General features: G+C 45.3%; 27 protein-coding genes and 1 tRNA gene. 8 read left to right on the forward strand and 20 right to left on the reverse strand.

What is annotated here, in order from left to right; genetic code table 11:
* Nucleotides 1-294: 294 nt before the first annotated feature.
* From IM485_RS10300 to IM485_RS10345, 10 genes are all read right to left on the reverse strand, one after another.
* Nucleotides 295-1,518: a BaiN/RdsA family NAD(P)/FAD-dependent oxidoreductase gene (locus tag IM485_RS10300; RefSeq protein ID WP_012264228.1), complete on the reverse strand. Its 1,224-nt coding sequence runs from the start codon at nucleotides 1,516-1,518 to the stop codon at nucleotides 295-297.
* A 197-nt stretch (nucleotides 1,519-1,715) separates the two neighbouring features.
* On the reverse strand, nucleotides 1,716-2,414 hold the full coding sequence (urtE, locus tag IM485_RS10305; RefSeq protein WP_004163060.1) for an urea ABC transporter ATP-binding subunit UrtE: 699 nt from the start codon (nucleotides 2,412-2,414) through the stop codon (nucleotides 1,716-1,718).
* 38 nt (nucleotides 2,415-2,452) lie between these two features.
* On the reverse strand, nucleotides 2,453-3,199 hold the full coding sequence (urtD, locus tag IM485_RS10310; RefSeq protein ID WP_104396923.1) for an urea ABC transporter ATP-binding protein UrtD: 747 nt from the start codon (nucleotides 3,197-3,199) through the stop codon (nucleotides 2,453-2,455).
* A 23-nt stretch (nucleotides 3,200-3,222) separates the two neighbouring features.
* A complete protein-coding gene (locus IM485_RS10315; RefSeq protein WP_287742903.1) occupies nucleotides 3,223-3,345 on the reverse strand; it encodes a hypothetical protein in 123 nt (40 codons plus the stop codon).
* A 31-nt stretch (nucleotides 3,346-3,376) separates the two neighbouring features.
* The gene (gene urtC / locus IM485_RS10320; protein WP_287742905.1) at nucleotides 3,377-4,531 is read right to left on the reverse strand and encodes an urea ABC transporter permease subunit UrtC; all 1,155 of its coding nucleotides are present in this window, start codon (nucleotides 4,529-4,531) and stop codon (nucleotides 3,377-3,379) included.
* A gap of 3 nt (nucleotides 4,532-4,534) precedes the next feature.
* Nucleotides 4,535-5,695, reverse strand: coding sequence for an urea ABC transporter permease subunit UrtB (gene urtB / locus IM485_RS10325; protein ID WP_106908143.1), 1,161 nt, complete (start codon nucleotides 5,693-5,695; stop codon nucleotides 4,535-4,537).
* Between the two features lie 94 nt (nucleotides 5,696-5,789).
* Complete coding sequence (gene urtA, locus IM485_RS10330) at nucleotides 5,790-7,106, reverse strand: urea ABC transporter substrate-binding protein (protein ID WP_069474430.1); 1,317 nt, start codon at nucleotides 7,104-7,106, stop codon at nucleotides 5,790-5,792.
* Nucleotides 7,107-7,562: 456 nt separating this feature from the next.
* On the reverse strand, nucleotides 7,563-7,838 hold the full coding sequence (locus tag IM485_RS10335; RefSeq protein WP_002732425.1) for a TMEM165/GDT1 family protein: 276 nt from the start codon (nucleotides 7,836-7,838) through the stop codon (nucleotides 7,563-7,565).
* A complete protein-coding gene (locus IM485_RS10340; RefSeq protein ID WP_080602244.1) occupies nucleotides 7,777-7,995 on the reverse strand; it encodes a hypothetical protein in 219 nt (72 codons plus the stop codon). The genes IM485_RS10335 and IM485_RS10340 overlap by 62 nt, the downstream gene beginning before the upstream one ends.
* Before the next feature lie 7 nt (nucleotides 7,996-8,002).
* Nucleotides 8,003-8,335: a TMEM165/GDT1 family protein gene (locus IM485_RS10345; protein WP_002741725.1), complete on the reverse strand. Its 333-nt coding sequence runs from the start codon at nucleotides 8,333-8,335 to the stop codon at nucleotides 8,003-8,005.
* Nucleotides 8,336-8,529: 194 nt separating this feature from the next.
* Here IM485_RS10345 and IM485_RS10350 point away from each other — a divergent pair, with 194 nt between their 5' ends.
* Nucleotides 8,530-9,135: a vWA domain-containing protein gene (locus tag IM485_RS10350; protein WP_002733700.1), complete on the forward strand. Its 606-nt coding sequence runs from the start codon at nucleotides 8,530-8,532 to the stop codon at nucleotides 9,133-9,135.
* 48 nt (nucleotides 9,136-9,183) lie between these two features.
* Here IM485_RS10350 and glgA read toward each other — a convergent pair whose 3' ends face one another.
* From glgA to rpmG, 8 genes are all read right to left on the reverse strand, one after another.
* A complete protein-coding gene (glgA, locus tag IM485_RS10355; RefSeq protein ID WP_002732907.1) occupies nucleotides 9,184-10,611 on the reverse strand; it encodes a glycogen synthase GlgA in 1,428 nt (475 codons plus the stop codon).
* 456 nt (nucleotides 10,612-11,067) lie between these two features.
* The gene (locus IM485_RS10360; RefSeq protein WP_287742910.1) at nucleotides 11,068-11,730 is read right to left on the reverse strand and encodes a LapA family protein; all 663 of its coding nucleotides are present in this window, start codon (nucleotides 11,728-11,730) and stop codon (nucleotides 11,068-11,070) included.
* Nucleotides 11,731-11,857: 127 nt separating this feature from the next.
* Nucleotides 11,858-12,475, reverse strand: coding sequence for a flavin prenyltransferase UbiX (locus IM485_RS10365; protein ID WP_002734602.1), 618 nt, complete (start codon nucleotides 12,473-12,475; stop codon nucleotides 11,858-11,860).
* Nucleotides 12,459-13,202 (reverse strand): HEAT repeat domain-containing protein, encoded by a 744-nt coding sequence (locus IM485_RS10370; RefSeq protein ID WP_104398396.1) that lies wholly within the window; start codon nucleotides 13,200-13,202, stop codon nucleotides 12,459-12,461. Before IM485_RS10370 ends, IM485_RS10365 begins: the two co-directional genes overlap by 17 nt.
* Before the next feature lie 382 nt (nucleotides 13,203-13,584).
* A tRNA-Phe gene (locus IM485_RS10375) sits at nucleotides 13,585-13,657 on the reverse strand.
* Nucleotides 13,658-13,733: 76 nt separating this feature from the next.
* The gene (locus tag IM485_RS10380; RefSeq protein ID WP_287742912.1) at nucleotides 13,734-15,962 is read right to left on the reverse strand and encodes a sensor histidine kinase; all 2,229 of its coding nucleotides are present in this window, start codon (nucleotides 15,960-15,962) and stop codon (nucleotides 13,734-13,736) included.
* Nucleotides 15,963-16,357: 395 nt separating this feature from the next.
* The gene (gene rpsR, locus IM485_RS10385) at nucleotides 16,358-16,573 is read right to left on the reverse strand and encodes a 30S ribosomal protein S18 (RefSeq protein ID WP_002732313.1); all 216 of its coding nucleotides are present in this window, start codon (nucleotides 16,571-16,573) and stop codon (nucleotides 16,358-16,360) included.
* A gap of 40 nt (nucleotides 16,574-16,613) precedes the next feature.
* Nucleotides 16,614-16,808: a 50S ribosomal protein L33 gene (rpmG, locus tag IM485_RS10390; RefSeq protein ID WP_002734724.1), complete on the reverse strand. Its 195-nt coding sequence runs from the start codon at nucleotides 16,806-16,808 to the stop codon at nucleotides 16,614-16,616.
* Between the two features lie 177 nt (nucleotides 16,809-16,985).
* Here rpmG and IM485_RS10395 point away from each other — a divergent pair, with 177 nt between their 5' ends.
* Complete coding sequence (locus IM485_RS10395) at nucleotides 16,986-18,398, forward strand: slr1306 family protein (RefSeq protein ID WP_287742914.1); 1,413 nt, start codon at nucleotides 16,986-16,988, stop codon at nucleotides 18,396-18,398.
* 9 nt (nucleotides 18,399-18,407) lie between these two features.
* Here IM485_RS10395 and IM485_RS10400 read toward each other — a convergent pair whose 3' ends face one another.
* Nucleotides 18,408-18,794 (reverse strand): C6orf136 family protein, encoded by a 387-nt coding sequence (locus IM485_RS10400; RefSeq protein WP_104398393.1) that lies wholly within the window; start codon nucleotides 18,792-18,794, stop codon nucleotides 18,408-18,410.
* Nucleotides 18,795-19,050: 256 nt separating this feature from the next.
* Nucleotides 19,051-20,391 carry a tRNA (N6-isopentenyl adenosine(37)-C2)-methylthiotransferase MiaB gene (gene miaB / locus IM485_RS10405; RefSeq protein ID WP_104398391.1) on the reverse strand — a complete coding sequence of 447 codons (1,341 nt, stop codon included), beginning with the start codon at nucleotides 20,389-20,391 and terminating at the stop codon, nucleotides 19,051-19,053.
* Nucleotides 20,392-20,701: 310 nt separating this feature from the next.
* On the opposite strand from miaB, the gene IM485_RS10410 reads away from it, so the two are divergent.
* From IM485_RS10410 to ccmN, 6 genes are all read left to right on the forward strand, one after another.
* Complete coding sequence (locus IM485_RS10410) at nucleotides 20,702-20,986, forward strand: Nif11-like leader peptide family natural product precursor (RefSeq protein ID WP_002741693.1); 285 nt, start codon at nucleotides 20,702-20,704, stop codon at nucleotides 20,984-20,986.
* A gap of 729 nt (nucleotides 20,987-21,715) precedes the next feature.
* On the forward strand, nucleotides 21,716-22,027 hold the full coding sequence (locus IM485_RS10415; protein ID WP_002734613.1) for a carbon dioxide-concentrating mechanism protein CcmK: 312 nt from the start codon (nucleotides 21,716-21,718) through the stop codon (nucleotides 22,025-22,027).
* A 66-nt stretch (nucleotides 22,028-22,093) separates the two neighbouring features.
* Complete coding sequence (locus IM485_RS10420; RefSeq protein ID WP_002733426.1) at nucleotides 22,094-22,435, forward strand: carbon dioxide-concentrating mechanism protein CcmK; 342 nt, start codon at nucleotides 22,094-22,096, stop codon at nucleotides 22,433-22,435.
* 32 nt (nucleotides 22,436-22,467) lie between these two features.
* A complete protein-coding gene (gene ccmL, locus IM485_RS10425) occupies nucleotides 22,468-22,779 on the forward strand; it encodes a beta-carboxysome shell vertex protein CcmL (protein ID WP_002734360.1) in 312 nt (103 codons plus the stop codon).
* Nucleotides 22,780-22,849: 70 nt separating this feature from the next.
* Complete coding sequence (locus tag IM485_RS10430) at nucleotides 22,850-24,808, forward strand: RuBisCO small subunit-like domain-containing protein (protein WP_287742917.1); 1,959 nt, start codon at nucleotides 22,850-22,852, stop codon at nucleotides 24,806-24,808.
* Between the two features lie 131 nt (nucleotides 24,809-24,939).
* Entirely contained in the window at nucleotides 24,940-25,602 is a 663-nt protein-coding gene (gene ccmN, locus IM485_RS10435) for a beta-carboxysome scaffolding protein CcmN (protein ID WP_287742918.1), read from the forward strand.
* The last annotated feature ends 197 nt before the right edge of the window (nucleotides 25,603-25,799 follow it).

Consider the following 25,799-nt stretch of genomic DNA (forward strand, 5'->3'; position numbering starts at 1 on the left):
TAACGAAGGCAGTATTCAGGAGTCAGTATTCAGTATTCAGGAGTCAGTATTCAGTATTCAGTATTCAGTATTCAGCTTCTGAAGGCAAGAGGCAACAGGCAAGAGGCAAAAGACAGAATCTGACAATTCTCCTACCTAAAAAGAAGGTTAGAAACTAAGCACATCAAAGCTTTTAGCTTAACCAATTAGGTCTTAGATTCGGCCCTTGTTGTCAGATGTGAGTTTTCAGTTCACTGTTTACTGTTTACTGAAAAAAGGTTCCCCACTTCCCCACTTCCCCCTCTCCAGCGCTCTCTACACCCTTCTATTGCCCATAGCTTGTCCGGCGAGATAACCAGTGGTCCAAGCGCTTTGAAAATTAAATCCCCCCGTAACTGCATCGATATCTAGTACCTCCCCGGCAAAATATAACCCCGGACAGATTTTACTTTCCATAGTTTTAAAATCCACTTCCTGAAGATTCACTCCCCCAGCGGTGACAAATTCCTCCTTAAACACCCCTTTTCCTTTGATTTGATATTCCCCTTGCTGTAATTCAATCATCAATCGATTGAGAGTATTTTTAGATAATTCGGCCCAGGGAGTTTCCGAGTTAACAGTCAAGTAACTTAATAAACTCTGCCAAATACGCTTAGGTAACTGCTCAAAGGGACAATAATTAAAAAGTTTTCTTTTGGGATATTCACTTTTAGTTTGTAAGATAATTTCTCGCAATTTTTCAGGATGATAATCCCCCAACCAATTAATGATTAAAGGCATTCGGTAATGATGCTCGTGAAGTACCCGCGCTCCCCAAGCAGAAAGTTTTAAAATAGCCGGTCCACTGACTCCCCAATGGGTAATTAACAAAGGTCCGATTTGTTCTAATTTACTTCCCCCAAGACGAACTCGCACTTTATCCACAGTAACCCCTAACAAATCTTTCAGACGAGGATCGGCAATTTGAAAGGTAAATAAAGAAGGGACAGGAGAGACTAGAGAATGACCTAAATCTTGAGCGGTGCGATAACCAAAAGGACTACTTCCCGTAGCAATTAAAAGCTTATCTGCCCTAATTTGCTCATCTCTTTTTAATTCAATTAAAAAACTTTCTTCCTGTTTTTTTACCGATTTAACTGGTGAATTTAGCCTTAAATTAACCCCAGCAAAAGTCGCACTTTCCCGCAGACAATTAACAATAGTTTCAGAATTATCGGTGCTGGGAAACATTCGCCCATCGGCTTCTGTTTTGAGTTTTACCCCCCGCAATTCAAACCATTTAATAGTATCTTGGGGTTGAAAACGACTAAAAGCTCCCCGTAGTGCTTTGCCACCGCGAGGATAATAATTAACCAATTGGGAAACATCAAAACAATGATGGGTGACATTACAGCGTCCCCCTCCGGAAATACGCACTTTCGCCAGAGGTTCTTTTGCCGCTTCTAGGATAGTAACGCCAGCTTTTGGGTTAGATTCTGCCGCTTTAATTGCGCCAAAAAATCCCGCTGCCCCGCCACCAATTACGACTATTTGAGTCATATAAGTAAGTGGTTATAATTAAATTGAAGATAGATTTTGTCTTTGATCCCCCCTGCCCCCCTTGATAAGGGGGGTGTCGATCCCCCCTTAATCCCCCCTTGATAAGGGGGGTGCCGATCCCCCCTTAGTCCCCCCTTGATAAGGGGGGTGTCTGATAATTTTTAACGCCTACCTACTTATCAAGGAAAAAGTTAAGTTTAAACCGACAAAAATCGCTGAATGACTTCTTGACTTAATCCGCTTGTGAAACCGGAAGCAACAATTCCCCCTTTCTGCATGGCGTAATATCGATCAGCTTGGCGGACAAAATGCAGGTGTTGTTCTACTAATAAAACGGCGATTCCTTTGCTGGCAACAATACGCCGCACCGCCGCTTCAATTTCGAGAATAATTGACGGTTGAATTCCTTCCGTGGGTTCATCTAAAATTAATAATTTTGGTTCCCCCACTAAGGCGCGAGCGATGGCTAATTGCTGTTGTTGTCCACCGCTTAAATCTCCTCCCATCCGCGATAACATGGTTTTTAAAACGGGAAACAAATCGAAGATTTCTTCGGGAATTGTGGCATTTTTTCTTTTTGTGGGTAAAGCTTCCAAACCGAGAATTAAATTCTCTTTTACCGTTAAACGGGGAATAATATCCCTACCCTGCGGTACATAACCCAGTCCTAATCTGGCTCTTTGATCTGAGGTTTTATTAATCAGGTTTTCTTGCTCATAATTAATTGTTCCCGCTCGCGGTTTTAAGATACCCATCAAGGTTTTTAATAGGGTAGTTTTACCCACGCCATTACGTCCGATTAAACAGACCATTTCTCCCGCATTAATGTTAAGATCAACATCTCTTAAAATATGACTTTCTCCGTAGTAAACATTGAGATCAGATATGTGTAACATTGTCAACCCTTTTTAACTAATTTTAATCCTTTGACTTTTTATTCTTCCGAGGAACCTAGATAAACTTCAATAACTTTCGGATCATTTTGAATTTGCTCCATATTCCCCTCACATAGAACAGTTCCTTGGTGTAAAACCGTGACTTTGCGGGCAATTTGACGGACAAATTCCATATCGTGTTCAATGACAATAATTGAATGACTTTCCGCTAGATTTAACAACAAATTACCCACGTTTTCCGTTTCCTCATCGGTTAATCCTGCCACGGGTTCATCTACTAGCAGTAAATCTGGTGACTGGGCCACTAATTGACCAATTTCTAAGCGTTGTTTTTCCCCGTGGGAAAGTAAAGAAGCGGGTAAATCAGCTTTAGCAGTTAACCCGATAATTTCCAATAAACCAATAACTTTTCTGCTATCTTCTAGGGGAGGACGACCGAAAAGAGTCGAGAAAACATTTTTATTACGGTTGCTAACTAAATCGAGATTTTCTCGGACAGTTAGATTTAAATATACCCTAGGAGTTTGAAATTTGCGACCAATACCTAAACGAGCGATCGCATATTCAGGAATTTTGCGGAGATCTCGACCTTTAAATAATACTCGTCCGATGGTGGGTTGCACTTTCCCCGTAATCACATCTAAAAAAGTGGTTTTTCCCGCACCATTGGGACCGATAATCACCCGCAATTCTCCCGTATCCATACTGAAATTAAGATTATTGAGAGCTTTAAAACCCCCAAAACTAACGGTAAGATTCTCGATTTCTAAGATTTTTCCAGTCATAATTTCTAAGAGGGAATTGGTAATTATGAATTATGAATTATGAATTGGGGAGCAGGGTGTAGGGTGTAGGGTGTAGGGTGTGGGGTGTGGGAAGAATAAATAAAAATAATCTCCTGACTCCTGATGACCCACTCCTGACGACCCACTCCTGACTCGGAGAATACTAACAGAATAAGGTCACTTATGCTCTAATTCTTCTCTTTCCAGTTGCGCTTCTGGAGCTTCCTCAATACTAGGATAGGTGATTAAAGTTTTGCGGAAACCAAAATGAGTCAGCAAACGTTTAATCCCACCGAGAAGACCATCGGGAAGCACTGTCACTACAATTAGGAATAGGGCCCCTTGGAAAAATACCCAGACTTCCGGAAATTGTTCGCTTAAAAAAGTTTGGGCTAGGCGTACTAATAAAGTACCGATAACTGCCCCCACAAGGGTAGCACGTCCCCCCACAGCCACCCAAATCACCATTTCAATGGAAAAAGCCACATCCATAGAGTTAGGGGTGATAATTCCCGTTTGCACGGTATAAAGAGCGCCGGCAACACCGGCAATCGCCCCAGAAATGGCAAAAACTAACACCTTAAACCAAGTAGGATCATAACCGGAAAAACGGACACGCACCTCATCATCGCGAATGGCGACTAACAAGCGCCCAAATCTGCCCGTAGTTAACCAACGACAGAGGAGATAAATAGCCAGTAAACAGACAATTGTGAGTAAATAAAAGGCCACTTGAACGGCATCGGAACCCACCAGCAACCCGAAAATTGTTTGGGTATCGGTTTTTAAGCCATTAGTGCCGTTAATTAACTTTTGTTGGCCGTTAAAAAAGTTAAAAAATACCAGTAAAGCCGCTTGGGTCAAAATCGAGAAATAAACCCCTTTAATGCGATTGCGGAAGATTAAATAACCTAATAATCCCGCCACGATCGCTGGTACGATAATTAGGGCTAGAATTGTCAAAGGTAGGGAATAAAAAGGTTGCCAAACAAAAGGTAATTCTGTCACCCCGTAGAGAGTAAAAAATTCGGGCAGTTGTCCGGGGGGTAACTGAAGATTTAGGTACATGGCAAGAGCGTAACCACCGAGAGCAAAAAAGATGCCATGACCAAGACTTAATAAACCGGTATAACCCCAGATTAAATCTATCCCCAAAGCAACAATAGCGAGGGAAAGAAATCGCCCCAATAAACGTAAACGGAAAGCCGACAAAGCTAAGGGTAGTAACACCGCAAAGATGACCACTAAACTAACAATAACAGCGATTTCCGTGATTAACTTTTTCTTTTCCCGTTGTCGGGATTCGTTTCTAGTGATGGTTTCTGTAATCATAATCTATAACTCGGCAGTACGTCCTTTAGGAGGAAAAATTCCCGCAGGTTTGAATTGCAAGAAAGCAATAATTAAAGCAAAAATCATCACTTTTGCCATGCTAGTGGTGGAGAAAAAGGTGAAGAAATCTGTTAAGGGTTTTAGTGCTTCTACGGAACCAAAAATCAGGGCAAAAGTTCCCGAACCAATTAAATAATTAGCCACACCGATCGCCATAGCCGCGATAATAGTTCCCAGGAGATTACCCACTCCCCCCACCACCACTACCATGAAGGTATCAACGATATAATTTTGTCCCACGTTTGGACCGACGGAACCCAAAAAACTAATCGCACAACCGGCAACTCCAGCTAATCCCGAACCGAGGGCAAAAGTCAAAGCATCCACTTGATTTGTCGGAATGCCTAAACAGGCACTCATCTGGCGATTTTGGGTGACGGCACGAATGCGTAAACCCCAAGAAGATTTATTTAAAAACCAATAAGTCCCTAACAAACAAAGGGCAGTTAAAATGATAATAAATAGACGGGTGTAGGGCATTTGAAAACCGGGTAAAGGTAAACCTCCCCGTAACCAAGCAGGAGCCGTGACATCGACGTTTCTGGCACTAAACCAGGGTCTAGCGAGAACCGGATTAAAAGATAAAAGATAGCCTAATAATCCAGCGATAGCTAGGGATAAAGGCAGGGTGATACCAATAGTTAAATTGCGAATTCTCTCCCAATCTAGGCGACGACTTAAAACCGTCATCGCCCCAAAAAATAACAGACAGAAAACTATTAAACTAATTACTAATAAGCCGTTGACACTTCTGACAAATTGCTGCAGAATTAAGCTGACTCCCCAAGTGGCCAGCAGCGTTTCTAGGGGTCTGCCGTAGAGGAACCTAATCACCCCCCTTTCTAATAATAATCCCGCCAATCCCGACACTAAAAAAGCGATCGGTAGGGCGAATAAAACATAAGTATCAAAGAGGGGAGAACCGAAACCTTTAAAGATATTCTGCACCACAAAAGTAGTATAAGCCCCTAACATCATTAACTCACCGTGAGCGAGATTAATCACCCCCATCAGTCCAAAGACAATCGCTAGTCCTAAAGCGGCCAGCAATAGCACAGAACCGATACTAATACCATTAAATAATCCTTCTAATAATGCTGACACTTTTCGTTATTCCCGTGCATTTTTAAGGTTTAAAAAGTGGGGTGAACAGTAATGCCCACCTCACCCTCGTTATTGTTTGGAAAAATTCCTAAAACTAGGATTTTTCCATTTTGAATTTACCGCCCTTGGCCGGATCCGTCCAGTCACAGGCAAAGCCCTTAGTTTCGGGGACAAATTGGTTCCAAGGTTGCGGATCCACCACTCCCGGAGTTGACCAAACGATGTCAAATAGACCATCATCTCTCACCTGACCAATGCGGACGGTTTTGGAGATATGATGATTGGGGAACATTTCCACCGGTCCTTCGGGAGCATCGAATTTTTGTCCTACGGCTGCGGCGCGAACTTTGTCGAGATCATCGGCGGTTGCCGCTTGTTCTACCGCTTGCTTCCAGAGATAGACCATGATGTAGGCCGCTTCCATGGGGTCATTGGTCACGCGATCCTCACCATATTTAGCTCGAAAAGCCGCAACAAATTTCTTGTTAGCGGGGGTATCTACGGTTTGGAAATAGTTCCAACAAGCGTACTGACCGAGGAGATATTCCTTACCAATCTGTTTAACTTCTTCCTCGGCAACACTCACCGACATGACCGGATATTTATCGGGAGTTAAACCGGCCGCTTGCAGTTGTTTAAAGAAAGCCACGTTACTGTCACCGTTGAGGGTGTTGAAAATAACGCCGCCATCGGGTAAAGCTTGCTTAATTTTGGTAATAATCGGGGTAACTTCCGTGTTACCTAGGGGTAGATAGTCTTCGCCTACGGTTTCGCCGCCTTTCGCCTTTAACTGCTCTTTAATAATCGTGTTGGCGGTGCGGGGAAAAACGTAGTCGGAACCGACGAGGAAGAATTTTTTCCCTTTATTTTCCAGCAACCAAGTCACTGCCGGCTCGATCTGTTGGTTGGGGGCAGCACCAGTGTAGAAGATATTTCTAGAACACTCTTGACCCTCGTACTGGACGGGATACCAGAGCATATGGTTTTTGGCTTCAAACACGGGTAAAACCGCCTTACGACTGGCGGAAGTCCAACAACCGAAGACAGTCGCAACTTTGTCCTGATCGATCAGTTTGGTGGCTTTTTCGGCAAAAGTTGGCCAATCGGAAGCGCCATCTTCCACCACTGCCTCGATCTGTTTACCAAGAACACCACCGGCGGCATTGATTTCCTCGATCGCCAGTTTTTCCGCATCAACTACGCTGGTTTCACTGATGGCCATGGTGCCACTGAGGGAGTGCAGAATACCCACCTTAATTGTCTCTCCAGAAGCCGGGGCGGGACTAGCAGCTGGGCTAGGACTAGCCGTGGGGGTTTGGCTTTGATTGCCACCGCAAGCTTTTAACAGAATACTGGTTCCCAGAGCGGCAGAACCGTACAGGAGAAATTTACGTCGTCCTAAATTTGACATGATGATCTTGAACTAACCTCGCTGACAATATTAGCTACTTCACACGGATGTTTTTGCTGAGGAGATTTTCGGGAATCCTTCTACAAATATCTGTGTGATATTACGGCTAGGTTAGCAGATTTTTTGTGATTTCCGCTACTTTTTGGATATTTTTTGTAGTTTTAGCTACTTTTTCAGGAAAAATTAATTATTTTTCTGGAATTTGCCTCAGTTTTTTAGCTATCAGGAGCCGGGAGACAGGAGGCAGGAGTCGGGAGACAGGAGTCAGGAGATAGGAGATTATTTCTATTTATTCTTCCGACACCCCACACCCCACACCCCACACCCCACACCCCACACCCCACACCCCACACCCCACACCCTACACCCTACACCCCACACCCTACACCCCACACCCCACACCCCACACCCCACACCCTGCCCCCACCGAAAAGCTTTTTGCCGCAAACCCAATTATCAATCTGAATCTGGCCAAAGCAGCCGGACAGCAAGCAGCGCAAAACCAATGGCCGCTATCGCTTTTAATATCTTAGCGGGGAATAACTGCGCCATACTGCCGCCCGCAAGGACTCCTAAGAAACTGGTGCAGATTAAGGCGGTAATTGAGCCAAAAAAGACAGCTTTAGGTGATTTGGAACTGCCACCGAGAGCGATCGCTACTAATTGACTTTTATCGCCTATTTCTGCCAAAAAAACCGTGATAAATGTCAGTCCGAATAATTGCCAATTCATAAATTCTAGGGAGATGGGTGATGGGGAGGTGGGGAAGTGGGGAAGTGGGGAAGTGGGGTGTGGGGTGTGGGGTGTGGGGTGTGGGGTGTCGGAAGAATAAATAGAAATAATCTCCTGTCTCCTGTCTCCTATCTCCTGACTCCTGACTCTTGATCACTGATTGATTAGAGAATATCGCCGATGAGTAAACCAGTGATCAAAAGGAGAAGGATAGCGACACCGATATCTAAGGTTTTCGGGGAAAGACGACGCGCAATCCAATAACCGATCAGGACACCGAGGAGACTGGTAGCGATTAAAGCGCTGGCTGCCCCGGCAAAAACCACCCAGGGGGATTGAGATTCGGCGCTGATGAGAAGGGTGGCTAATTGGGTTTTATCGCCGATTTCAGCAAAAAATATGGTTAGGAAGGTGGAACTAAACACCGTCCAAAAACTCCAAGAAGGTGGATGATCTGGCTTTTTCTCGGTTGAGGCGATCGATTTGCTATCACTCATCGGCTAAGGAAATAATTTTCATACTTTTTTCATTTTAGCCCGACTGGTTTTCTGGCGATAGTTTCTGCTGTTGATTACGCTGTCTCCTCCACCAATAGTTAAAAAACCCTAGTCGATCGAGGTAGAGTTTCCATCCTAGAGTTTAATAATTATTAGACTAGGACGAGCGCAAATTGCTTGGAGGTATAGCCCCTATGGTAGAAAACAGAGATTATACTCTGATTATTGACAAAAGTGGCAGTATGTCCACTGCTGATAAACCCAGCGAGAAAACCCGTTGGCAAATTGCCCAAGAATCCACCCTCGCCTTGGCTAGAAAGTGCGAGGAATTCGATCCCGACGGCATCACTATCTATCTTTTTTCTGGACGTTTCCGACGCTATGATAATGTTACTTCCGATAAGGTGACACAAATTTATCAAGAAAATGAACCCATGGGGAGGACAGACCTAGCCGCTGTTCTCCAAGATGCCCTCAATAATTATTTTCAGCGCAAAACTGCTGGCAAAACTAAACCCAACGGAGAAACTATTCTGGTGATTACCGACGGAGAACCAGATGATCGCAAAGCGGTGATGCGTCAAATTATCGAAGCTTCTCGAAAACTCGATAGGGATGAAGAATTAGCCATTTCTCTGATTCAAGTAGGCCATGATCGACAAGCAACCGAATTTCTTAAAGCTTTAGACGATCAGCTAGAATCGGCGGGGGCTAAATTTGATATCGTTGACACAATTACTATCGATGATATGGAAGATATGACCCTAGCGGAAGTTCTTCTCAACGCCGTTACCGATTAATTTCTAGCCAGTAGGGGTGATATATCTTCACCCCTACTTAATCAGGATTTAACTGCTAGTCAGGGCGACAAATTTATCTTTTTCCTCATCGGATAATTGATCGGATTGTCCGGTGATTTGTTTGTAGATTTTGAGATATTCCAAAGCGGATTTATACCAACTGAAATCTTGAGTCATTGCCCGTTGTTGTAGTTTTTGCCAATCCTGTTTATAACGGAAACTTTCCCAAGTCCGGATCATACAGGTAAACAGGTCTAAAGGTTCATAGCGATCGAAACTAAATCCTGTTCCTTTTTCCTGAATTGGGTCGTGGAAAGATACCGTATCGACTAAACCACCGGTGCGGCGTACCATGGGAATACAACCGTAACGCATGGCCATTAATTGGGAAATGCCGCAGGGTTCAAAACGGGAAGGCATTAACAAAGCATCGGCCCCCCCATAGATGCGACGGGAAAGGGCATCGCTATAGAGAAGATGCAGGGACATTCGCCCCCGGAAACGGGAAGTCATCTCCCATAGTTGGGTTTCATAATAGCGATCTCCTGTACCTAAAATAATCAATTGTGCATCAGTATAGGTGAGAAAGCGATCTAAAATTTGCATCACTAGATCAATACCTTTTTGTTCCACCAAACGCGTCACCATCCCCATGACAAAGGCATTTCTGCTGACCTGTAGCCCCACTTCTTCTTGCAGGGCAATTTTATTAGCCAGACGTTTTTCGATGGTTTCTGGGGTAAAATTCTGCTTAAGATAAACATCTTTAGCCGGGTTATACACCTCCGTATCGATGCCGTTGACAATCCCCACCAGATTGCCGGAAATATAGGACAATAATCCCTCTAAATTTTCGCCATAAATGGGGGTCTGTATTTGACGGGCATAGGTGGGAGAGACAGTCGTGACGCGATTGGCAAATTGAACCGCCGCGGCCATGGTATTATCGCCCTGCATATACCAAGGACACCAAGTCATTTTTTCTAATGCCTCCCGCCAAGGACCCTGGTAGGCGAGATTATGGATAGTAAAAACGGTGCTAATATCGGGGTCTTGGTGCATCCAGACGGGAATCATGCCCGTATGCCAATCATGACAGTGAATAACTTGCGGTTTCCAGTAATTCCAGGCGAATTCCGCCGCACCATTGGCAAATAGGGTAAATCGCCAGGCCTCATCTTCGCCTCCGTAGATACTGCGTCCAGAGAAAGCTAGATGACCAAAGAGGTAGAGAGGAATATCTGTATCGGGTAAAACCGTTTCATAGACTGAAAAATCCTGAAACATGGCGAATCCTGACCAAATGGGTTCGGAAGGGATGTCCATTTTTTCCTGAAGAAAACCGTAGTAGGGTAGAAAAATCCGCACATCATGACCTAGCTGACGCAAGACTTTCGGTAATGCCCCAATTACGTCCCCCATTCCCCCAACTTTGGCAATTGGAGCGGCCTCGGCACCCACAAATAGAATTCGCATACTCTTCCCGCTTCACTTCACGACGACAAGAAATTTTAACAGATAAACCCCCCCCAGCAGGATTTGCCAGCAGGTATTATCGGATTAGCCTAGATTTTTCTTTAACTAACCAGAGAGCCAACGAGGGACATAATCAGGGTTTGCGGCAAAAAGTTTTTCGGTGGGGGTAGGGTATGGGGTGTGGGGTGTGGGGTGTAGGGTGTAGGGTTTTAGCGATTTTCATTTGGTCAATTACCTAATTTTCAGGGAAAAAGTACCTGAATTTTCCACCCGATCACTCCCAGATCTGGTACTTTTTGGTTTCCAAAAAGTCTAAAAGTCTTACCCAACAAGGTTTTTAGATTTATTGAGCAAGCCCCAATTAGCTGTTTTGGGCATTATTAAGTTTTTTAGGCTTTTTTTACCGCCTTTTTAGCAAATTTTAGCTGATCAGCACCGGTTCTGTCTCTGTCAAAGTTAAATCCACTCCTCTTCATCCCCTTTGTTTACTTCCCGTTCTCCGTTTTGATCCTCGGCGGGGGGCGTAATAATCCGATAATTGACATCGTACACTTGATCTGCTTTTTCCCCGCGAGTCTGTTTGGCTGTGCGGTAACTATAGGAATAAACCGAGCCGGTTTGAGAACTGTCACTTGGTGGCTTGACAAAATCAACTCTTTCCTGATCTGCCAGCCTAGGCGGGAATTCTTCCCGCTCCTGAATGATCGTCGGTTTTTCGGCTTGCCCTGAGCTACGTCGAAGGGGGGGTGTATCAAAATTCCAATCATCACCGCTATCTCTTTCCCAATCGTTACTCGCTTGCCCTGAGCTACGTCGAAGGGGTGCAGACGGAGCAGTATCTTGAATATAGGTAGGTCGGGGAGATGGCGGTGGTACTGTAGGATTATTCGCTATACGAGGGGAGGCTTTTGGGGCAGCCAAAGGACGACCAAAACTATAGAGAAATTGCAGGGTTAAACCACTGATAATTCCCGCTAGGGTGAAAAGTAACACCCAGACAGCTAGGGGCAGTTTTACCGTCATAATACCACCAAAAAAGACCAAAGTGATCACCCCCAGATTCTGCCAGATCAGTAATCCGCCTACAGCGATCGCAAATAAGACCATAATCCAGCCCATTTTTACCTCCCTTGACTCAGTGATCAGTAAACAGTGATCAGTAAACAGTAAACAGGTATAAAGATAAAGATAACTAACTAACTAATTAACTTAAAACTTACATCTGATAACTGATAACTGATAACTGTTAATGTCCTTGCCAGCGATTAATTGTCACACAATCGATATCTAACTGATCGAGAGTACGAGCGATGACAAAATCGACCAAATCCTCGATCGATTGGGGATGATGATACCATGCCGGTATTGCTGGCACGATTCTAACGCCCGCCTCGGCTAAAGTGGTTAAATTACGCAGATGAATTAAACTAAAAGGGGTTTCTCGCGGCACTAAAACCAATTTTCTGCCCTCCTTAATCTGCACATCCGCCGCTCTTTCTAGCAAATCGGAACTTAACCCCCCCGCTAATTTAGCCACTGTACTCATGCTACAGGGAATAATTACCATACCAAGGGTGCGATAGGAACCACTGGCGATCGTTGCCCCCACATCCCCCCAACGATGACAGCGTAATTTTCCCCCTTCCATCACCCCGCATTGACTGCGCCAAAATTGTTCCTGCAGCTCCGGTTCTGGCGGCATCCGAATATTATCTTCCGCTTGCCAGACAGTGTAAGCTGATCTGGAGGCCACTAGATCGATCGTGTAGTCGGCTAAAAGTAGATATTTGAGAGTACGGACAGCATAAATCAGCCCTGATGCCCCTGTAACGCCCAAAATTAGCGGTTTAGATAATTCCTTCAAGCTCTAATTCCTCGATCAATTGTAATCCTCTCGGGTCGCCCACTTTTAATAAAGCACCCCTAGCATCTTCCTTGACACCTAAATCCTCATCTTCCACCAAGGCCTCGATCAAAGCATCGATCGCCGTGGCATAAATCACATTGAAGGGCAATTCTCGGCATAATTGACCGATTGACCAAGCGCAATTACTCCGCACCGCTGCGATTAAATCTCGGCGCAATCCTTCAATTAAAGGCGGCAACACGGTGATGATATCTTCATAATTGACCTTGGCAATCTGAGCCAAACTACTGGCAGCCCATAATCGCACCGCCGAAATATCGGTTTTGAGAGCATGAACCAAAGGCTCGATCGCCCTGCGATCGCCACAGTTACCCAGGGCCCAAACTACCCCTTTTCTGACGTAACCATTCCAATCTCTGGCCAGTAAATCGATTAAAGGCTCCACGGCGCTAAGACTGGGATTTCGTCCCAAAGCATAGGCGACACTGACACGCACTAGGGGACAGACATCGTTTAACATCTCTAGTAAAGGTGCGATCGCTCTTTCGTCACGCAATTCACAAAAGGCGCGGGCCGCGATCATCCTCTCGCTGACATGAGCAGAAGTAAGCAATGAAAGCATTTCCTCGGGATCGGGGGGGATTTCCGCTGCTTGATCCGGATCGCTCCCATCGAGAGGATTATTTAAGGAGTTGCTAGAGTCTAGGATTTCATTGTCGTACATACTTGTTAGATTATCTTAATCCGTGACCGCTTACGTCAAGCCCAAAATCAAAAAGTAATTGCTGGTTCGGGAGACTTTTCAGTTTTGCATGAGTAGTTAGAAAACGGGTTTCTCCGAGAAACCCGTTTTCTGTGCGTTACTGTGAACTGAAGAGCCAAATCCGAGGGAAGATAGGCAGCCCATATCATTACTTATAAGCTATAGCGGTAAGCGCTTGAGTGAGATACAAACCAAGCTTTGCCTAGCATGGTTTATAGCTCGTGAAACTGTACCTCATACGACTGCACACCGCTATAAGACGCATTCTCACCGCCTATTCTTGCATTTACAAAACCTAGCAGACTAGAAAGTAAATACAGGGCAAATTTTATTGTTTTTCCGATGCCAAGACGCGGATTTGAACCGCGGACACGAGGATTTTCAGTCCTCTGCTCTACCAACTGAGCTATCTCGGCTTTTTTCAGTCCTTTATCAATATAGCACGCCCTCGAAATAATTGCAAGGTTTTTTTCTAAAAAGTTTTCTGCTCGACTAGATTGGCAGGGTGAGGGTAAAAGTGGTGACAGCGTTGGCACTGGTGACATCGATGGTAGCATTCAGGGGTTTAATCAGTTTGCCGACCAAAGCTAAACCTAAACCAGTACCACTGTAGCGCCAGGGATCGTGGTTAGGAATGCGATAAAAAGGGGCGAATATTTTTGATAATTCCTCTGGGACGATTTCTACCCCTGAATTGCTCACACTAATTAATATTTGCTCGTCCGCACGCCTCACATTTACCCGAATTATTCCTTGTTCTGGGGTATATTTGGAAGCATTGGTCAGTAATTCCGCTATGATGCGCTCGATATGACACAGACTGGTGTTAATCTCCGGTATATCCCCATCTATATCTAAAATTAACTGCTGTTGTCGCTCGCGGGTGAGAGTGCGAAAAGGTTCCACTAATAAGGGTAGCCAAGAAAGTAAGTCGATTGTTTCGATCGCCGGGGGTTCGCTTTCCGCATCCAGATAGGTTAAAGTCAACAGATCATTAACTAACTTACTCTGACGTTGAGATTCAATGTTAAGAATTTGCAACAGTTGACCGATCGAATTCTCTGGATCGATCTCGATCCCTTGATCTTCTAGGAGACTTTCTAGGGTTTCCACCGCTAGACGAATGCTGGTAATCGGGGTTCGCAGTTCATGGGAAAGGGTTTTCAGGAATTCGCTTTTTAATCTTTCCAGTTTCTCTAATTCCCTCACTTGTGCTTGGGAAGATTCGTAAAGTCGCGCCTGGCGAATAGCGATCGCACATTCGGTGGCAATATGTTGAATCAAATTAGTTTCTAAAGAGTTAAAAATCTGATTAGCAGGTCGAATTAGCCAAAGATTGCCCAAAAAGCCCTGATCGTCAAAGATAGCACAAGCGCAACGGTTAACACGACCAATTTGCGGATTACCAAGGGGAAGACGATCAACAAATTGTAAAATTTGTTTGTGCAGCAGCGGTTGATAGATTTCGGGAAAATCGCTAATTTGACGGGTAATTCCCTGACAGATAAGCTCTTGAGTGGTATATTCGTGGACAATGGTGGCTTGACTGCGACTGGAATCATAAAGCTCAATTTGGGCCCTTTCTACGGGTAAAACCTGCACTAATTCCCTAGTGGTAGTTTGCAGAATATGATTTTCATCGAGACTATCGCGAATTTTTTCGGTAATCCGTCCGATTAATGCTTCATACTTCAAAGTCATCTGCAATTCGGCGGTTCTTTGCTGAACCTCCGATTCTAAGGCAGTATTCAAGCATTTTACCCGTTGGTGCAGTTCCGCTTGTTGAATGGCAATTCCCACTTGAATGGCTAATTGTTTGAGCAGATCGATTTCTTGGGATTGCCAAGGACGAGTTTTTTGGCAGTTTTGGGCAATTAGTAACCCCCAAAGTTGGTTATCGCAGATAATTGGCACCACCAGGTTAGCCTGTACTTGCAAAGAGGTGAGTAAGCTGCGATAACAGGGATCAAGTCCAGAATTATGGACATTTTCAATAACTTGAATCCTGCCGCGACGATAATTTTCCAGACGTTCTGGGGATAAATTAAAACAGGGATCCAGGATCCTGTTTCCTAAGACAGAATTAATCCTCGCAGTATGGGATTCCACCACAATCATGCCACTACGATCGGGGAATAAACGATAAATTAACACTCGATCGCAGTTGAGAAATTGTCGCACTTCTTTAACGGTTCTTTGCAAAATGCGATCAAGATCCAACGATTGCCGGATTCTTTCCTGCATTACCCCCAGTAGTTGTTCTCGTTCTGCTTGTAATCTTAAAGCTTCTTCGGCCTGTTTGCGTTCGGTGATATTGGTACTGGTTCCCACCAAACGATAGATGCTTCCATTGTTATCCCGTAGGGGTGTTAAAGTCGTTAGCCACCAGTAGGGTATATTTTGAAAAGGTAAATACTGTTCGTAGGAAATAGTCGTTCCGTAACGCACACAGTCACTATAATGTTGCCGCACACTACGCGCATCATCAGGGGGAAGGATTTGTTCGGGAGTTTTGCCTTTAATATCCGATGAACGCAATCCTGTCCAGCGTTCATGAACGGGGTTTGCTCCCACATAGCGAAAATCTCTATTTTCCAGCACGTCCACCACAAAAATCGACGCTTGCACGGAATTAAATATACTACGCAGAAACTGCTCGGAATCCTCCTCTTTTAGCTGTGCATCTAGCTCGATCTCGATTTCTGATGGCTGCTTTTCCATAAGAGCCTCCCCTTGTGCTAATTGGTGGATTTGGATCGATAATCACAAAATCGTTGGCTACTCCTAGGGCGATTTAACAATTTCTTTAGATTCTCGCACGAATTTTCCTATCGGCTGCCCATTTCGATATATTTCTTTGCAAAAACGAGAAAGCAACCCCAATATACTGAGATCGCTTATCAGTTATCAGTTATCAGTTATCAGTGACCAGTTATCAGTTATCAGTTATCAGGTTTAAGTTTTAAGTTAAGTAGCTAGATACAATTAATTACACATATCCAATTACTTCTTCCATGAGTGCCTATCCTCACCAAGAAGTTAATTTTGTCCTATTACTTATATGTGTTATTTTCAGCGATCACTGTTCACTGATTACTGATTACTGATCACTGAATTTAGGCTTCTTGGTTGACAAAAGGCAATAAAGCCATTAAACGGGCCCGTTTTACCGCTTCGGTTAAATCTCGCTGTTGTTTAGAAGTTAAACCGGTGATGCGTCTAGGTAGAAGTTTGCCGCGTTCGGTAATGAATTTGCGGAGGAGTTCGGTATCTTTGTAGTCAATCGGTTGACTGGGGGAGATGGGGGAGAGACGTTTACGATAGTAGCTCATAGATTTGTAAAGATTGCTTGACTTTTTAACTAAAGTGTGCTTACTTAATTTCCTTGTGGACGGTGTGCTTATTGCAGTGGGGACAGTATTTCTTGATTTCCAGTCTGCCGGTGGTATTGCGACGGTTTTTGCTGGTGGTGTAGCGAGAAACGCCGGGGGTACGCTTATCGGGATTACTGCGGCATTCCGTGCATTCTACAGTGATGATTAGGCGAACGCCTTTTTTACTAGCCATAACAACAGGGGATCGGGTAAATTTACACGCAATCGATCATTATGACATATCTAGGGCCTTTTAGGCAAGAGCGGCCGGGACACCTGCGAGGAATTGTCGGCTAAAAAGTTGAGTTTGGGATGAAATCCAGCACAAAAAAGCTAGAATAATCACAGCAGTTGGCGAGGATGAGGAAAAATGACGGTAAGATTGGGTAAACCGATTTTAGTGACGGGGATAGGCATTACCATCGCTTTCACCCTGGGGGAAACTCTCAATAGTACACTGAGCGAAATCGGTTCATGGGGTATTTTCGGTGTGATTGCTCTTGGTGCTGGTATCTGGTTTTGGCAAAAACCCAACACGAAAATCGATTTTTCCCATCCCACTCCCCTGAGTCTAGAAAAGGTTAAACAAGCGATTAGCAAAGCCGAGAAGATAATTAATTATCTGGCCAAAGAAGACCCCAATCAAGACTTAACCTCACTCAAAATCAGTTTAACCCAATTAAATCAAGAATTTAGTCGCCAAGACCTGAAAATTGCCATTACTGGTGCTAGAAAAACTGGTAAAACTGCCCTAAAAAAACTACTAGAAAACGGCAACTTTGGGGAATCTATCGCTTTTCTGGAAACGGAACCGCTTCTAACTTTCGACTCCACCGCTAACCAGAAAAAAGCTCTGGCAGCCGACTTAGTTTTGTATCTGATCAATGGGGATTTAAACGATTCCGAATGGCAAATTCTCCAGCAATTCGATCAAATGCACCAGCGTGTTATCCTGTTACTGAATAAACAGGATCGTTTACCCGCCGAAACCAGAGAAGAAATACTCCTTTCCCTGAAACAAAGACTGAAAGAAACTATTCCCTCTCATCATATTTTAGCCATAGCCGCTGCCCCTGAACCCCTAAAAGTTCGTCAACATCAAAGCAATGGAGAAATCAAGGAATGGACGGAACCCCAAGCTATTGTTATTGATAATCTAGATAATTATCTCCGACAAATTATCGAACAAGAAAAGTCCGAATTAGTTCTGGGAACTATCTGGAGACAAGCGCTCGAATTAGTCAAGGAAACCAAACAATTACTTAATCAATCCCGACGCAAAAAGGCTTTACCTGTTATCGAACAATACCAATGGATAGCCGCTACTGCCACTTTTGCTAATCCTCTTGCGGCCCTAGATTTAGTTTTAGCGGCAGCCACTAACGCTCAAATGTTAGTGGATTTAGGGGCAATTTATCAACAAAAAATGTCTCTTGAACAAGCAAAAACAGCCATGACTACCCTGGGGAAAATGATGGTACAATTGGGCATGGTAGAGGTGACAACCCAGGCATTGGGAACGATTCTCAAGGGAAATGCGATTACTTATATTGCCGGTGGTACAGTGCAGGGAATTGGGGCAGCCTATCTAACTCGTTTAGCTGGTTTAAGTTTAGTTGAATATTTCCAAGAACAGGAAATTAACGAGCAACTGAATAATGATTGGAATTGGACGAGTTTGCAGAATAAAGTTAAACAGGTCTGGGAACAAAATCAACGCCTAGCATTTTTACAGGATTTTGTCAAGCAAACGAGCGCTCGTTGGTCGGCATTTTCTGGTTAAAAAATGTGGTTAAGAACTGGGAAAAGGTAAATGTTGACGCAGCACATCCCAGCGCGAACAATCCCAATAATCAATATGAGAAATAATCAGATTATTGTCATCGAGAGTTAATTGGCTGCGTCCAGAAATAGCGATGCGAGGCCGCCAAGGTAAAGGAGTTGTCCAGTGCAATGTCCAACGGGTATTAATAATATTTCCCTGCTGTTCAATTGCGTGGACATCCATCTTGATAGCTTGGAACCATTGACTCATAAAACCAATCATTTCCCGATAGCGTTTAATCCCCCGAAATTGATTGAGAGGGTCTTGAAAATAAACGTTATCAGCATAAATATCATAGGTTTGATCGAGGGGAAATCTTTGATAATCTTGCTGCAAAATAGCGATAATATCCATAAAATAAGTAATTAGTTATAATCAAATTGAAGATAGATTTTGCCTTTGATCCCCCCTGCCCCCCTTGATAAGGGGGGTGCCGATAGGCGGGGGAATCCCCCTGAATAAGAGGGGTCACTGTTAACTATTAAGTACCTAAGCAAAATTAGTTACACATATTTAACTACCTTTTGCCGTTCGGCTGAGCTCACGGCCGAAGCCTATTGCCTATTGCCTATTGCCTCTCCTAACCAAGAAATTAGTTTTGCACCACTACTTAAAAGATCACTCCCGTCAAACTAAAGGGACGGACTTCGGTAATTTTAACCTTAACAAATGTGCCTCGCAATTCCTCAATATTTCCCGTAAAGAAAGTTAAGCGATTGCCTCTAGTTCTTCCCATAACTTGACTAGCATCTTTAGGGTTAACGTCTTCCACTAAAATTTCCTCAATTCTGCCTAAATATCTTTGGGAACGTTCAGCGGCTTTTGTGGCCACTAAATGATTTAATCTTTGTAAGCGATCGCTTTTTACCTGCTCACTTAATTGATTATCCCAAATAGCGGCCGGAGTGCCAGGACGGGGAGAATAGGCTGCCGTATTTAATTGATCAAAACCAATCTCATCGACTAATTTTAAAGTATTCTCGAACTGTGCCTCTGTTTCTCCGGGGAATCCGACAATCGCATCGGCACTAATGGCAGCATCCGGCATTAAATCGCGAATATTAGCAATAATTTGTCGGTATTTTTCCTGAGTATAGCCCCGTTTCATGGCCTTGAGAACATCATTATCCCCCGATTGAAAAGGGATATGAAAATGTTCACAAACCTTAGGTAATTCCTGACAAGCTTTAATCAAACGTTCGGTAAAATAGCGGGGGTGACTGGTGGCAAAACGGAGACGTTCAATGCCGGCCACATCATGAATGTAGTAGAGTAAATCGGTGAAATTGTGCAGATGTCGGCCGCTTGCCGTCACTCCGGGTAAATCCCGTCCGTAGGCATCGATATTTTGACCTAAAAGGGTGATTTCTTGATAACCCTGTTGTCCTAATTGTTCCATTTCTGCTCGAATTGCCGCAGGAGTGCGCGATTGTTCCACCCCGCGCACCCCCGGAACCACACAATAGGTACAGCGTTCATTACAACCATAGATGACGTTCACCCAAGCGGTAATATTACTATCCCGGCGCGGTTTGGTGATATCTTCCATGATGTGGATGGGTTCGGTAGCCACCACCTGGGAACCGTCAAAAACTTGTTGTAATAAGTCTCCCAAACGGTTGGCGTGTTGGGGACCGATAATTAAATCCACTTCGGGAACCCTTCTCAATAATTGTTCCCCTTCCTGTTGGGCCACGCAGCCAGCGACAACTAAAGTAAGATCAGGTTGAGTTTGTTTGCGTTTAGCCTGTCTGCCGAGATAGGAATATACTTTCTGTTCGGCATTATCGCGAATTGTACAGGTATTGTAGAGGATTAAATCGGCTTCGTTGGCATCCTCAGACCATTGAAACCCCAAATCTTCTAAAATACCCGCCATGCGTTCGGAGTCAGCCTTATTCATCTGACAACCAAAGGTGGTGATATGGTAACGACGTGGGGATTTATTCATGATGCTGGCTACAGAAACAAGAGTGCAGGTTTCTATTTTAGGCTATTTATCCTCTGACTATGGCCTGCCCCGATGGCCAAAAAGTTAGGATTGAGGATTGAGGAGATTATTTTTATTTATTGTCCCCACTTCCCCACACCCCACACCCCACACCCCAGAAAAAGCATACTCAGCTATACAAGCAAATAAAAACGAAACTTTTGCTTTGAGGATATCTCCTGACTGGTAGGATAAAAATAAACCATACTAGGCAGTTTAACCTCCACGCCGCCGAGGCCACACCTTTAATCATCAAAGGAAAAGTATTTATATGTCTAAAAATCAAGTGTTCGACTTTTTCGCCTTAGCCGCTAAAAACGAAGAATTGGGTCAAAAAATGCGTTCAACCCAAGATCCTCAGCAATTACTAGAGATAGCTCGCTCCCAAGGCTTCGATTTCTCCCGTCCGGAATTAGAAGCGGCACTTAAATCCTTGCACGAGAGTCCCGACTTTTTCCAAAAGTTAGCTCATGCAGTCTTAGAAGTTTTCAGCCCTAACCACGATAATTATCCCTCGATCGGTGTCCAACCCTACGAAGGTGAGATCGATCGCTAGAATCAGTGAGCAGTGATCAGAGGTGAGTTTTCCTTTCACTGTTTACTGATCACTGAAAAAGGCTCCCTCACTCCCCAATTCATAAGGGAGCATCCCACTAAGCACTTCTCATTTAGTCTAAGTATAATTGCTTATGGCAAAAGTGGGATGCTCCCAATTCATAATTCATAATTCATAATTCCCACTCCCCTCTCCCCACTCCCCAACCCCAGCCGTATATAGTATAAAAAAATTATAAAAAAGCCGAAATCAGCGAAAAATAGGCTTTTATCTGCCAGTAAATCCAGCAGAGACAATCGAGCTGCCAAGAGAAAAGTTAAAGCGCAAATGCAGTCATAGCAAAGGTTTTAGCTGTCAATGTCCTGAGAATTGCTGAGGCTGATGAACGAAGGGAAAGAATGATTAACTTTCGTTAACCGGAAGATGAGAAATAATCATAATGTTTTATATTGTCAAAGGTGTCATAGTTTCCTATGCTTTTTTTAGGTTGATAATTTTGCCTGACTCGTCAAATTTTTACCAACCAGCCCTAGAAAATAAAATTAGTGGATGAAAACAGTCACGATCGAGATAAAATTTAGGATGGTCTTACCCCCACCTTGCCACGATCCCGACTGCCACCAAAGCTAGAGCAGGAAAAGTAACAAGGAAAGAATTTGACTGAAACAAAGTTGATAACGCTAACGAAATTAATAGTTTAGTTTGGCTTGACAAGCGAGGAACAAAAAAATGCCAATTGCAGTAGGAATGATTGAAACCCTAGGATTTCCCGCCGTTGTGGAAGCGGCCGATGCCATGGTCAAGGCCGCCAGGGTGACTCTAGTGGGTTACGAAAAGATCGGTAGTGGTCGCGTCACTGTCATTGTCCGGGGAGACGTTTCAGAAGTGCAAGCTTCTGTGGCTGCCGGAGTGGAAAACGCCAACCGGGTTAACGGAGGACAAGTGCTATCTACCCATATCATCGCCCGTCCCCACGAAAACCTCGAATACGTGCTGCCCATTCGCTACACCGAAGAAGTAGAGCAATTCCGCAGCTATTAAACACCGTTGATCGGGGTCCGCATCTATAGAGTCGAAGAAAGCCAACCATTAGGAGACAAAAATATTATGTCAATTGCAGTGGGCATGGTGGAAACCCTAGGTTTCCCAGCCGTCGTCGAGGCGGCTGATGCCATGGTGAAAGCCGCCCGCGTAACCCTAGTAGGTTACGAAAAAATTGGTAGTGGTCGCGTCACCGTCATCGTCCGAGGGGACGTTTCGGAAGTACAGGCCTCCGTATCGGCGGGGACAGAAGCGGCATCTAATCGTGTTAAAGGTGGTCAGGTTCTCTCGACCCACATCATCGCCCGTCCCCACGAAAACCTCGAATACGTTCTTCCCATTCGTTATACAGAAGCCGTGGAACAGTTTCGTGAAAGTGTTAACCCACAACCTTTAAGACGAATCTAGAGCGCAACTAACTTTTAGTGTAAACAAATTCCATGCAAATTGCCAAAGTTTGCGGAACCGTCGTTAGCACCCTGAAACCGCGCAGTATGACGGGAGTGAAACTTCTGCTTTTGCAATTCATCGACGCTCAAGGGCAACTTTTGCCTAAATATGAAGTAGCGGGTGATATTGTCGGAGCGGGGCTTAATGAATGGGTGCTAGTGTCCCGGGGAGGAGCAGCTCGGATCGAAGACGGGCAGAACAATCGCCCCCTTGACGCGATGGTGGTGGGGATTATTGACACTATAACCGTAGAAAATCGCACCCTCTACAGCAAGAGAGACGAATTTCGTCAATCCGGTTAGAAATCGATAGGACCCAAACACAGTTAATTAACAACCAGCCAGCCAAATTCAGTATGGAGGAAGACTAACTATGGTCGTCCGCACAACGGCGGCTAGTCCGAAAAAGCGGACCAAATCCCCAGAGGAAACGCGCATAGACGAGAGTGCCAAAGTCCACACCTTTTCTAACCTCAGTGGCGCTATCGAGATCGGGGCGCGAGTGGTGATTGCTCCGGGGACTTCCATCCGCGCCGATGAAGGAACCCCCTTTCACATTGGCGACGACAGCAAAATTCAGGACGGAGCAATCATCCACGGTTTAGAAAAAAGCCGTGTGGTGGGAGATGACGGCCGAGAATATTCGGTGTGGATCGGCCGGGGCAGCTGCATCACCCACATGGCACTCATTCACGGGCCAGCCTATGTGGGCGATCGCTGCTTTATCGGTTTTCGCTCCACCGTCTTTAATGCCCGCATCGGGGCCGATTGCATTGTCATGATGCACGCCCTCGTTCAAGACGTGGAAATCCCCGCAGGGAAATTCGTGCCATCCGGTTCCGTGATCACCAGCCAACAACAGGCCGATCGCTTACCCGATGTCACAGAAATCGATCGAGCCTTCACTCGTCACATTGTCGATATCGACCTCGCCCCCAGCGTCCCGGTCAAAGCCCACAGCCCAGCGACTCCTGCACCAGCAGCCGCTATAAACATCGCTAATGAGACGCTATATAGAAATTCGGTGACACCTATGAGTTTAAATACAAACATTCGAGCGCAGGTTCGCTCCCTCCTCTCCCAAGGCTACAAGATCGGCATCGAATACGCTGACAAACGCCGCTTTAAAACCAGTTCTTGGTTAAGTGCCGGCTTTATCGACGGCGGCCGCGAAGAACAGGTATCCCAATCCCTAGAAGCCTCCCTGAGAGACCTGCAAGGCGAATACGTCCGCCTGATCGGAGTCGATCCCGCCGCTAAACGGCGCATACTGGAAATGATTATCCAGCGCCCCGAAGACACCCCGGGAGAACCGGCCCGCACCACCACCGCCGTCCACGGCGGTCATGGCAACGGTAACGGGCATTCCGACCTGTCCGTACAAGTGCGTTCCCTGCTGGCCCAAGGGCTGAAAATCGCCACCGAACACGCGGATAAACGCCGGTTTAAAACCAGTTCTTGGTTAACTGGACCTGCGATCGAAACCAAGAGCGAAGCGGGCATCATTCGCGATATCGAAGCGATCGTGACTGAAAATAGCGATGAGTACGTCCGCCTGATCGGGATCGACCCGCAAGCGAAAAAACGGGTCGTCGAAATGATTATTCACCGCCCCGGCGGCACCCCCGCTAGTAACGGCAGCGGCAAAGCCAGCAGCTACAGCGCCCCCGCTAGTAACGGAGCCAGTCATAGCAGCAGTGGTAGCTTAAGTGGGGAAACGATCGCTCAAATTCGTTCCCTGCTCGCCCAAGGCTACAAAATCGGCACCGAACACGCGGATAAACGCCGGTTTAAAACCAGTTCTTGGCAGAGTTGCGCCCCGATCGAAAGCAATCGCGAATCTGATGTAATTACTGCTTTGGAAGATTGTTTACGGGAACATAGCGGCGAATACGTCCGCTTACTCGGTATCGATGCTAAAGCCAAAAAACGGGTTTTAGAAACGGTGATCCAGCGTCCCGATGGTTCGGTGGCTAGCAATGGCAACGGTAAAACCGCCACCGTTGCTGAACCGAGTTTCAAAAGCTATGCTTCTGGTTCTTCTGGCGGCGGTACTGCCACTTTAACCAGTACCTTAACCGCAGAAACGATCACTCAAATTCGCTCTTTATTGAACCAAGGTCACAAAATCGGGGCCGAACACGCGGATAAACGTCGTTTTAAAACCAGTTCTTGGCAAAGCTGCACCCCGATCGAGAGCAGTCGCGAATCCGATGTGGTGGCCGCTTTAGAAACCTGTCTGCGCGACCATCAAGGGGAATACGTTCGTCTGATCGGGATTGACTCCCAAGCGAAACGTCGTGTTCTCGAATCGATTATTCAACGCCCTTAATTTCAGGACTCGGCGATCGGTGAAGGGAGATAGGTGTTAGGTGTTGGCAGACCGGGAAAAATACCGGAAACTCTAACCCCTACCCCCTAACCCCCGCTCACTGATCACTGATCACTGAGTAACTGTCAATTATGTCCTTACCCCCCGTTCAACCTATTAGCCGCTCGGAATTCTATGTCAATGGTGATGTCACCATTCATGAGAGTGCGATCGTGGCTCCGGGGGTGATTCTCCGAGCAGCCCCCAATAGCCAAATAATTATCGGTGCGGGTGCTTGCCTGGGTATGGGAACAATTTTAACCGCCTATCAGGGTGTTATTGCTATCGGTGCGGGAGCAATTTTAGGTACAGGTGTTCTCGTCGTCGGTCGGGGTGAAATCGGTGAAAATGCCTGTATTGGGTCAACCACAACCATTTTTAATGCTTCTGTGGCAGCGATGTCGCTCGTGCCATCCGGCTCCCTGATCGGAGATACTTCCCGTCAAATTACCATCGAGGTGTCAGCAACCCCATCGGAACCGGAAAAGCCCCCTTTACCGGAACCGCAACCCGTAGTCAGTCAAGTGTCCCCAGTCCCGTCTGTGGAGGAAGTGGTCGCCGAAACCGTGGCCAGTCCTTGGGATAGCGAGGAAATGGTCGCCGAGGCCAGTCCTCCGGAAACCAGAGAACAAGCATCTACTACTAACCGACCGAATCAAGCATCGGTGGTCGGAAAGGTCTATATCAATCAGTTGTTGGTCACGCTATTTCCAGAACGTCATCGTTTTAATGGCAACAATAACCATAATTCTTGAAGGGGAAAATAATCGTTCACAAGCCAAAAATCTCAACAATAATTACTGAGTAATTAGACCTAATTTATCTAGAGTTCACTGCTGTCTAACTGTCCTCTAGGTACTGGGTATAATTGCTTAGAAATCCAGTTAATATTTAGCGATTGCCGACAATTTTTTGAGGTTGTAATTATTGATAATCTTCCTCAATTAAAGAG

It is taken from the genome of Microcystis sp. M169S2 (genome assembly GCF_020245865.1).
Lineage (GTDB): Bacteria > Cyanobacteriota > Cyanobacteriia > Cyanobacteriales > Microcystaceae > Microcystis > Microcystis ichthyoblabe_A.

Bases quoted from the DNA above. Each gene is read 5' to 3' on its own strand.
- IM485_RS10300 (WP_012264228.1), bottom strand. From the start codon at position 1,518: ATGACTCAAATAGTCGTAATTGGTGGCGGGGCAGCGGGATTTTTTGGC.
- urtE (WP_004163060.1), bottom strand. From the start codon at position 2,414: ATGTTACACATATCTGATCTCAATGTTTACTACGGAGAAAGTCATATT.
- urtD (WP_104396923.1), bottom strand. From the start codon at position 3,199: ATGACTGGAAAAATCTTAGAAATCGAGAATCTTACCGTTAGTTTTGGG.
- urtC (WP_287742905.1), bottom strand. From the start codon at position 4,531: ATGATTACAGAAACCATCACTAGAAACGAATCCCGACAACGGGAAAAG.
- urtA (WP_069474430.1), bottom strand. From the start codon at position 7,106: ATGTCAAATTTAGGACGACGTAAATTTCTCCTGTACGGTTCTGCCGCT.
- IM485_RS10335 (WP_002732425.1), bottom strand. From the start codon at position 7,838: ATGAATTGGCAATTATTCGGACTGACATTTATCACGGTTTTTTTGGCA.
- IM485_RS10345 (WP_002741725.1), bottom strand. From the start codon at position 8,335: ATGAGTGATAGCAAATCGATCGCCTCAACCGAGAAAAAGCCAGATCAT.
- IM485_RS10350 (WP_002733700.1), top strand. From the start codon at position 8,530: ATGGTAGAAAACAGAGATTATACTCTGATTATTGACAAAAGTGGCAGT.
- glgA (WP_002732907.1), bottom strand. From the start codon at position 10,611: ATGCGAATTCTATTTGTGGGTGCCGAGGCCGCTCCAATTGCCAAAGTT.
- IM485_RS10360 (WP_287742910.1), bottom strand. From the start codon at position 11,730: ATGGGCTGGATTATGGTCTTATTTGCGATCGCTGTAGGCGGATTACTG.
- IM485_RS10370 (WP_104398396.1), bottom strand. From the start codon at position 13,202: ATGTACGACAATGAAATCCTAGACTCTAGCAACTCCTTAAATAATCCT.
- IM485_RS10380 (WP_287742912.1), bottom strand. From the start codon at position 15,962: ATGGAAAAGCAGCCATCAGAAATCGAGATCGAGCTAGATGCACAGCTA.
- rpsR (WP_002732313.1), bottom strand. From the start codon at position 16,573: ATGAGCTACTATCGTAAACGTCTCTCCCCCATCTCCCCCAGTCAACCG.
- rpmG (WP_002734724.1), bottom strand. From the start codon at position 16,808: ATGGCTAGTAAAAAAGGCGTTCGCCTAATCATCACTGTAGAATGCACG.
- IM485_RS10395 (WP_287742914.1), top strand. From the start codon at position 16,986: ATGACGGTAAGATTGGGTAAACCGATTTTAGTGACGGGGATAGGCATT.
- IM485_RS10400 (WP_104398393.1), bottom strand. From the start codon at position 18,794: ATGGATATTATCGCTATTTTGCAGCAAGATTATCAAAGATTTCCCCTC.
- miaB (WP_104398391.1), bottom strand. From the start codon at position 20,391: ATGAATAAATCCCCACGTCGTTACCATATCACCACCTTTGGTTGTCAG.
- IM485_RS10410 (WP_002741693.1), top strand. From the start codon at position 20,702: ATGTCTAAAAATCAAGTGTTCGACTTTTTCGCCTTAGCCGCTAAAAAC.
- IM485_RS10415 (WP_002734613.1), top strand. From the start codon at position 21,716: ATGCCAATTGCAGTAGGAATGATTGAAACCCTAGGATTTCCCGCCGTT.
- IM485_RS10420 (WP_002733426.1), top strand. From the start codon at position 22,094: ATGTCAATTGCAGTGGGCATGGTGGAAACCCTAGGTTTCCCAGCCGTC.
- ccmL (WP_002734360.1), top strand. From the start codon at position 22,468: ATGCAAATTGCCAAAGTTTGCGGAACCGTCGTTAGCACCCTGAAACCG.
- IM485_RS10430 (WP_287742917.1), top strand. From the start codon at position 22,850: ATGGTCGTCCGCACAACGGCGGCTAGTCCGAAAAAGCGGACCAAATCC.
- ccmN (WP_287742918.1), top strand. From the start codon at position 24,940: ATGTCCTTACCCCCCGTTCAACCTATTAGCCGCTCGGAATTCTATGTC.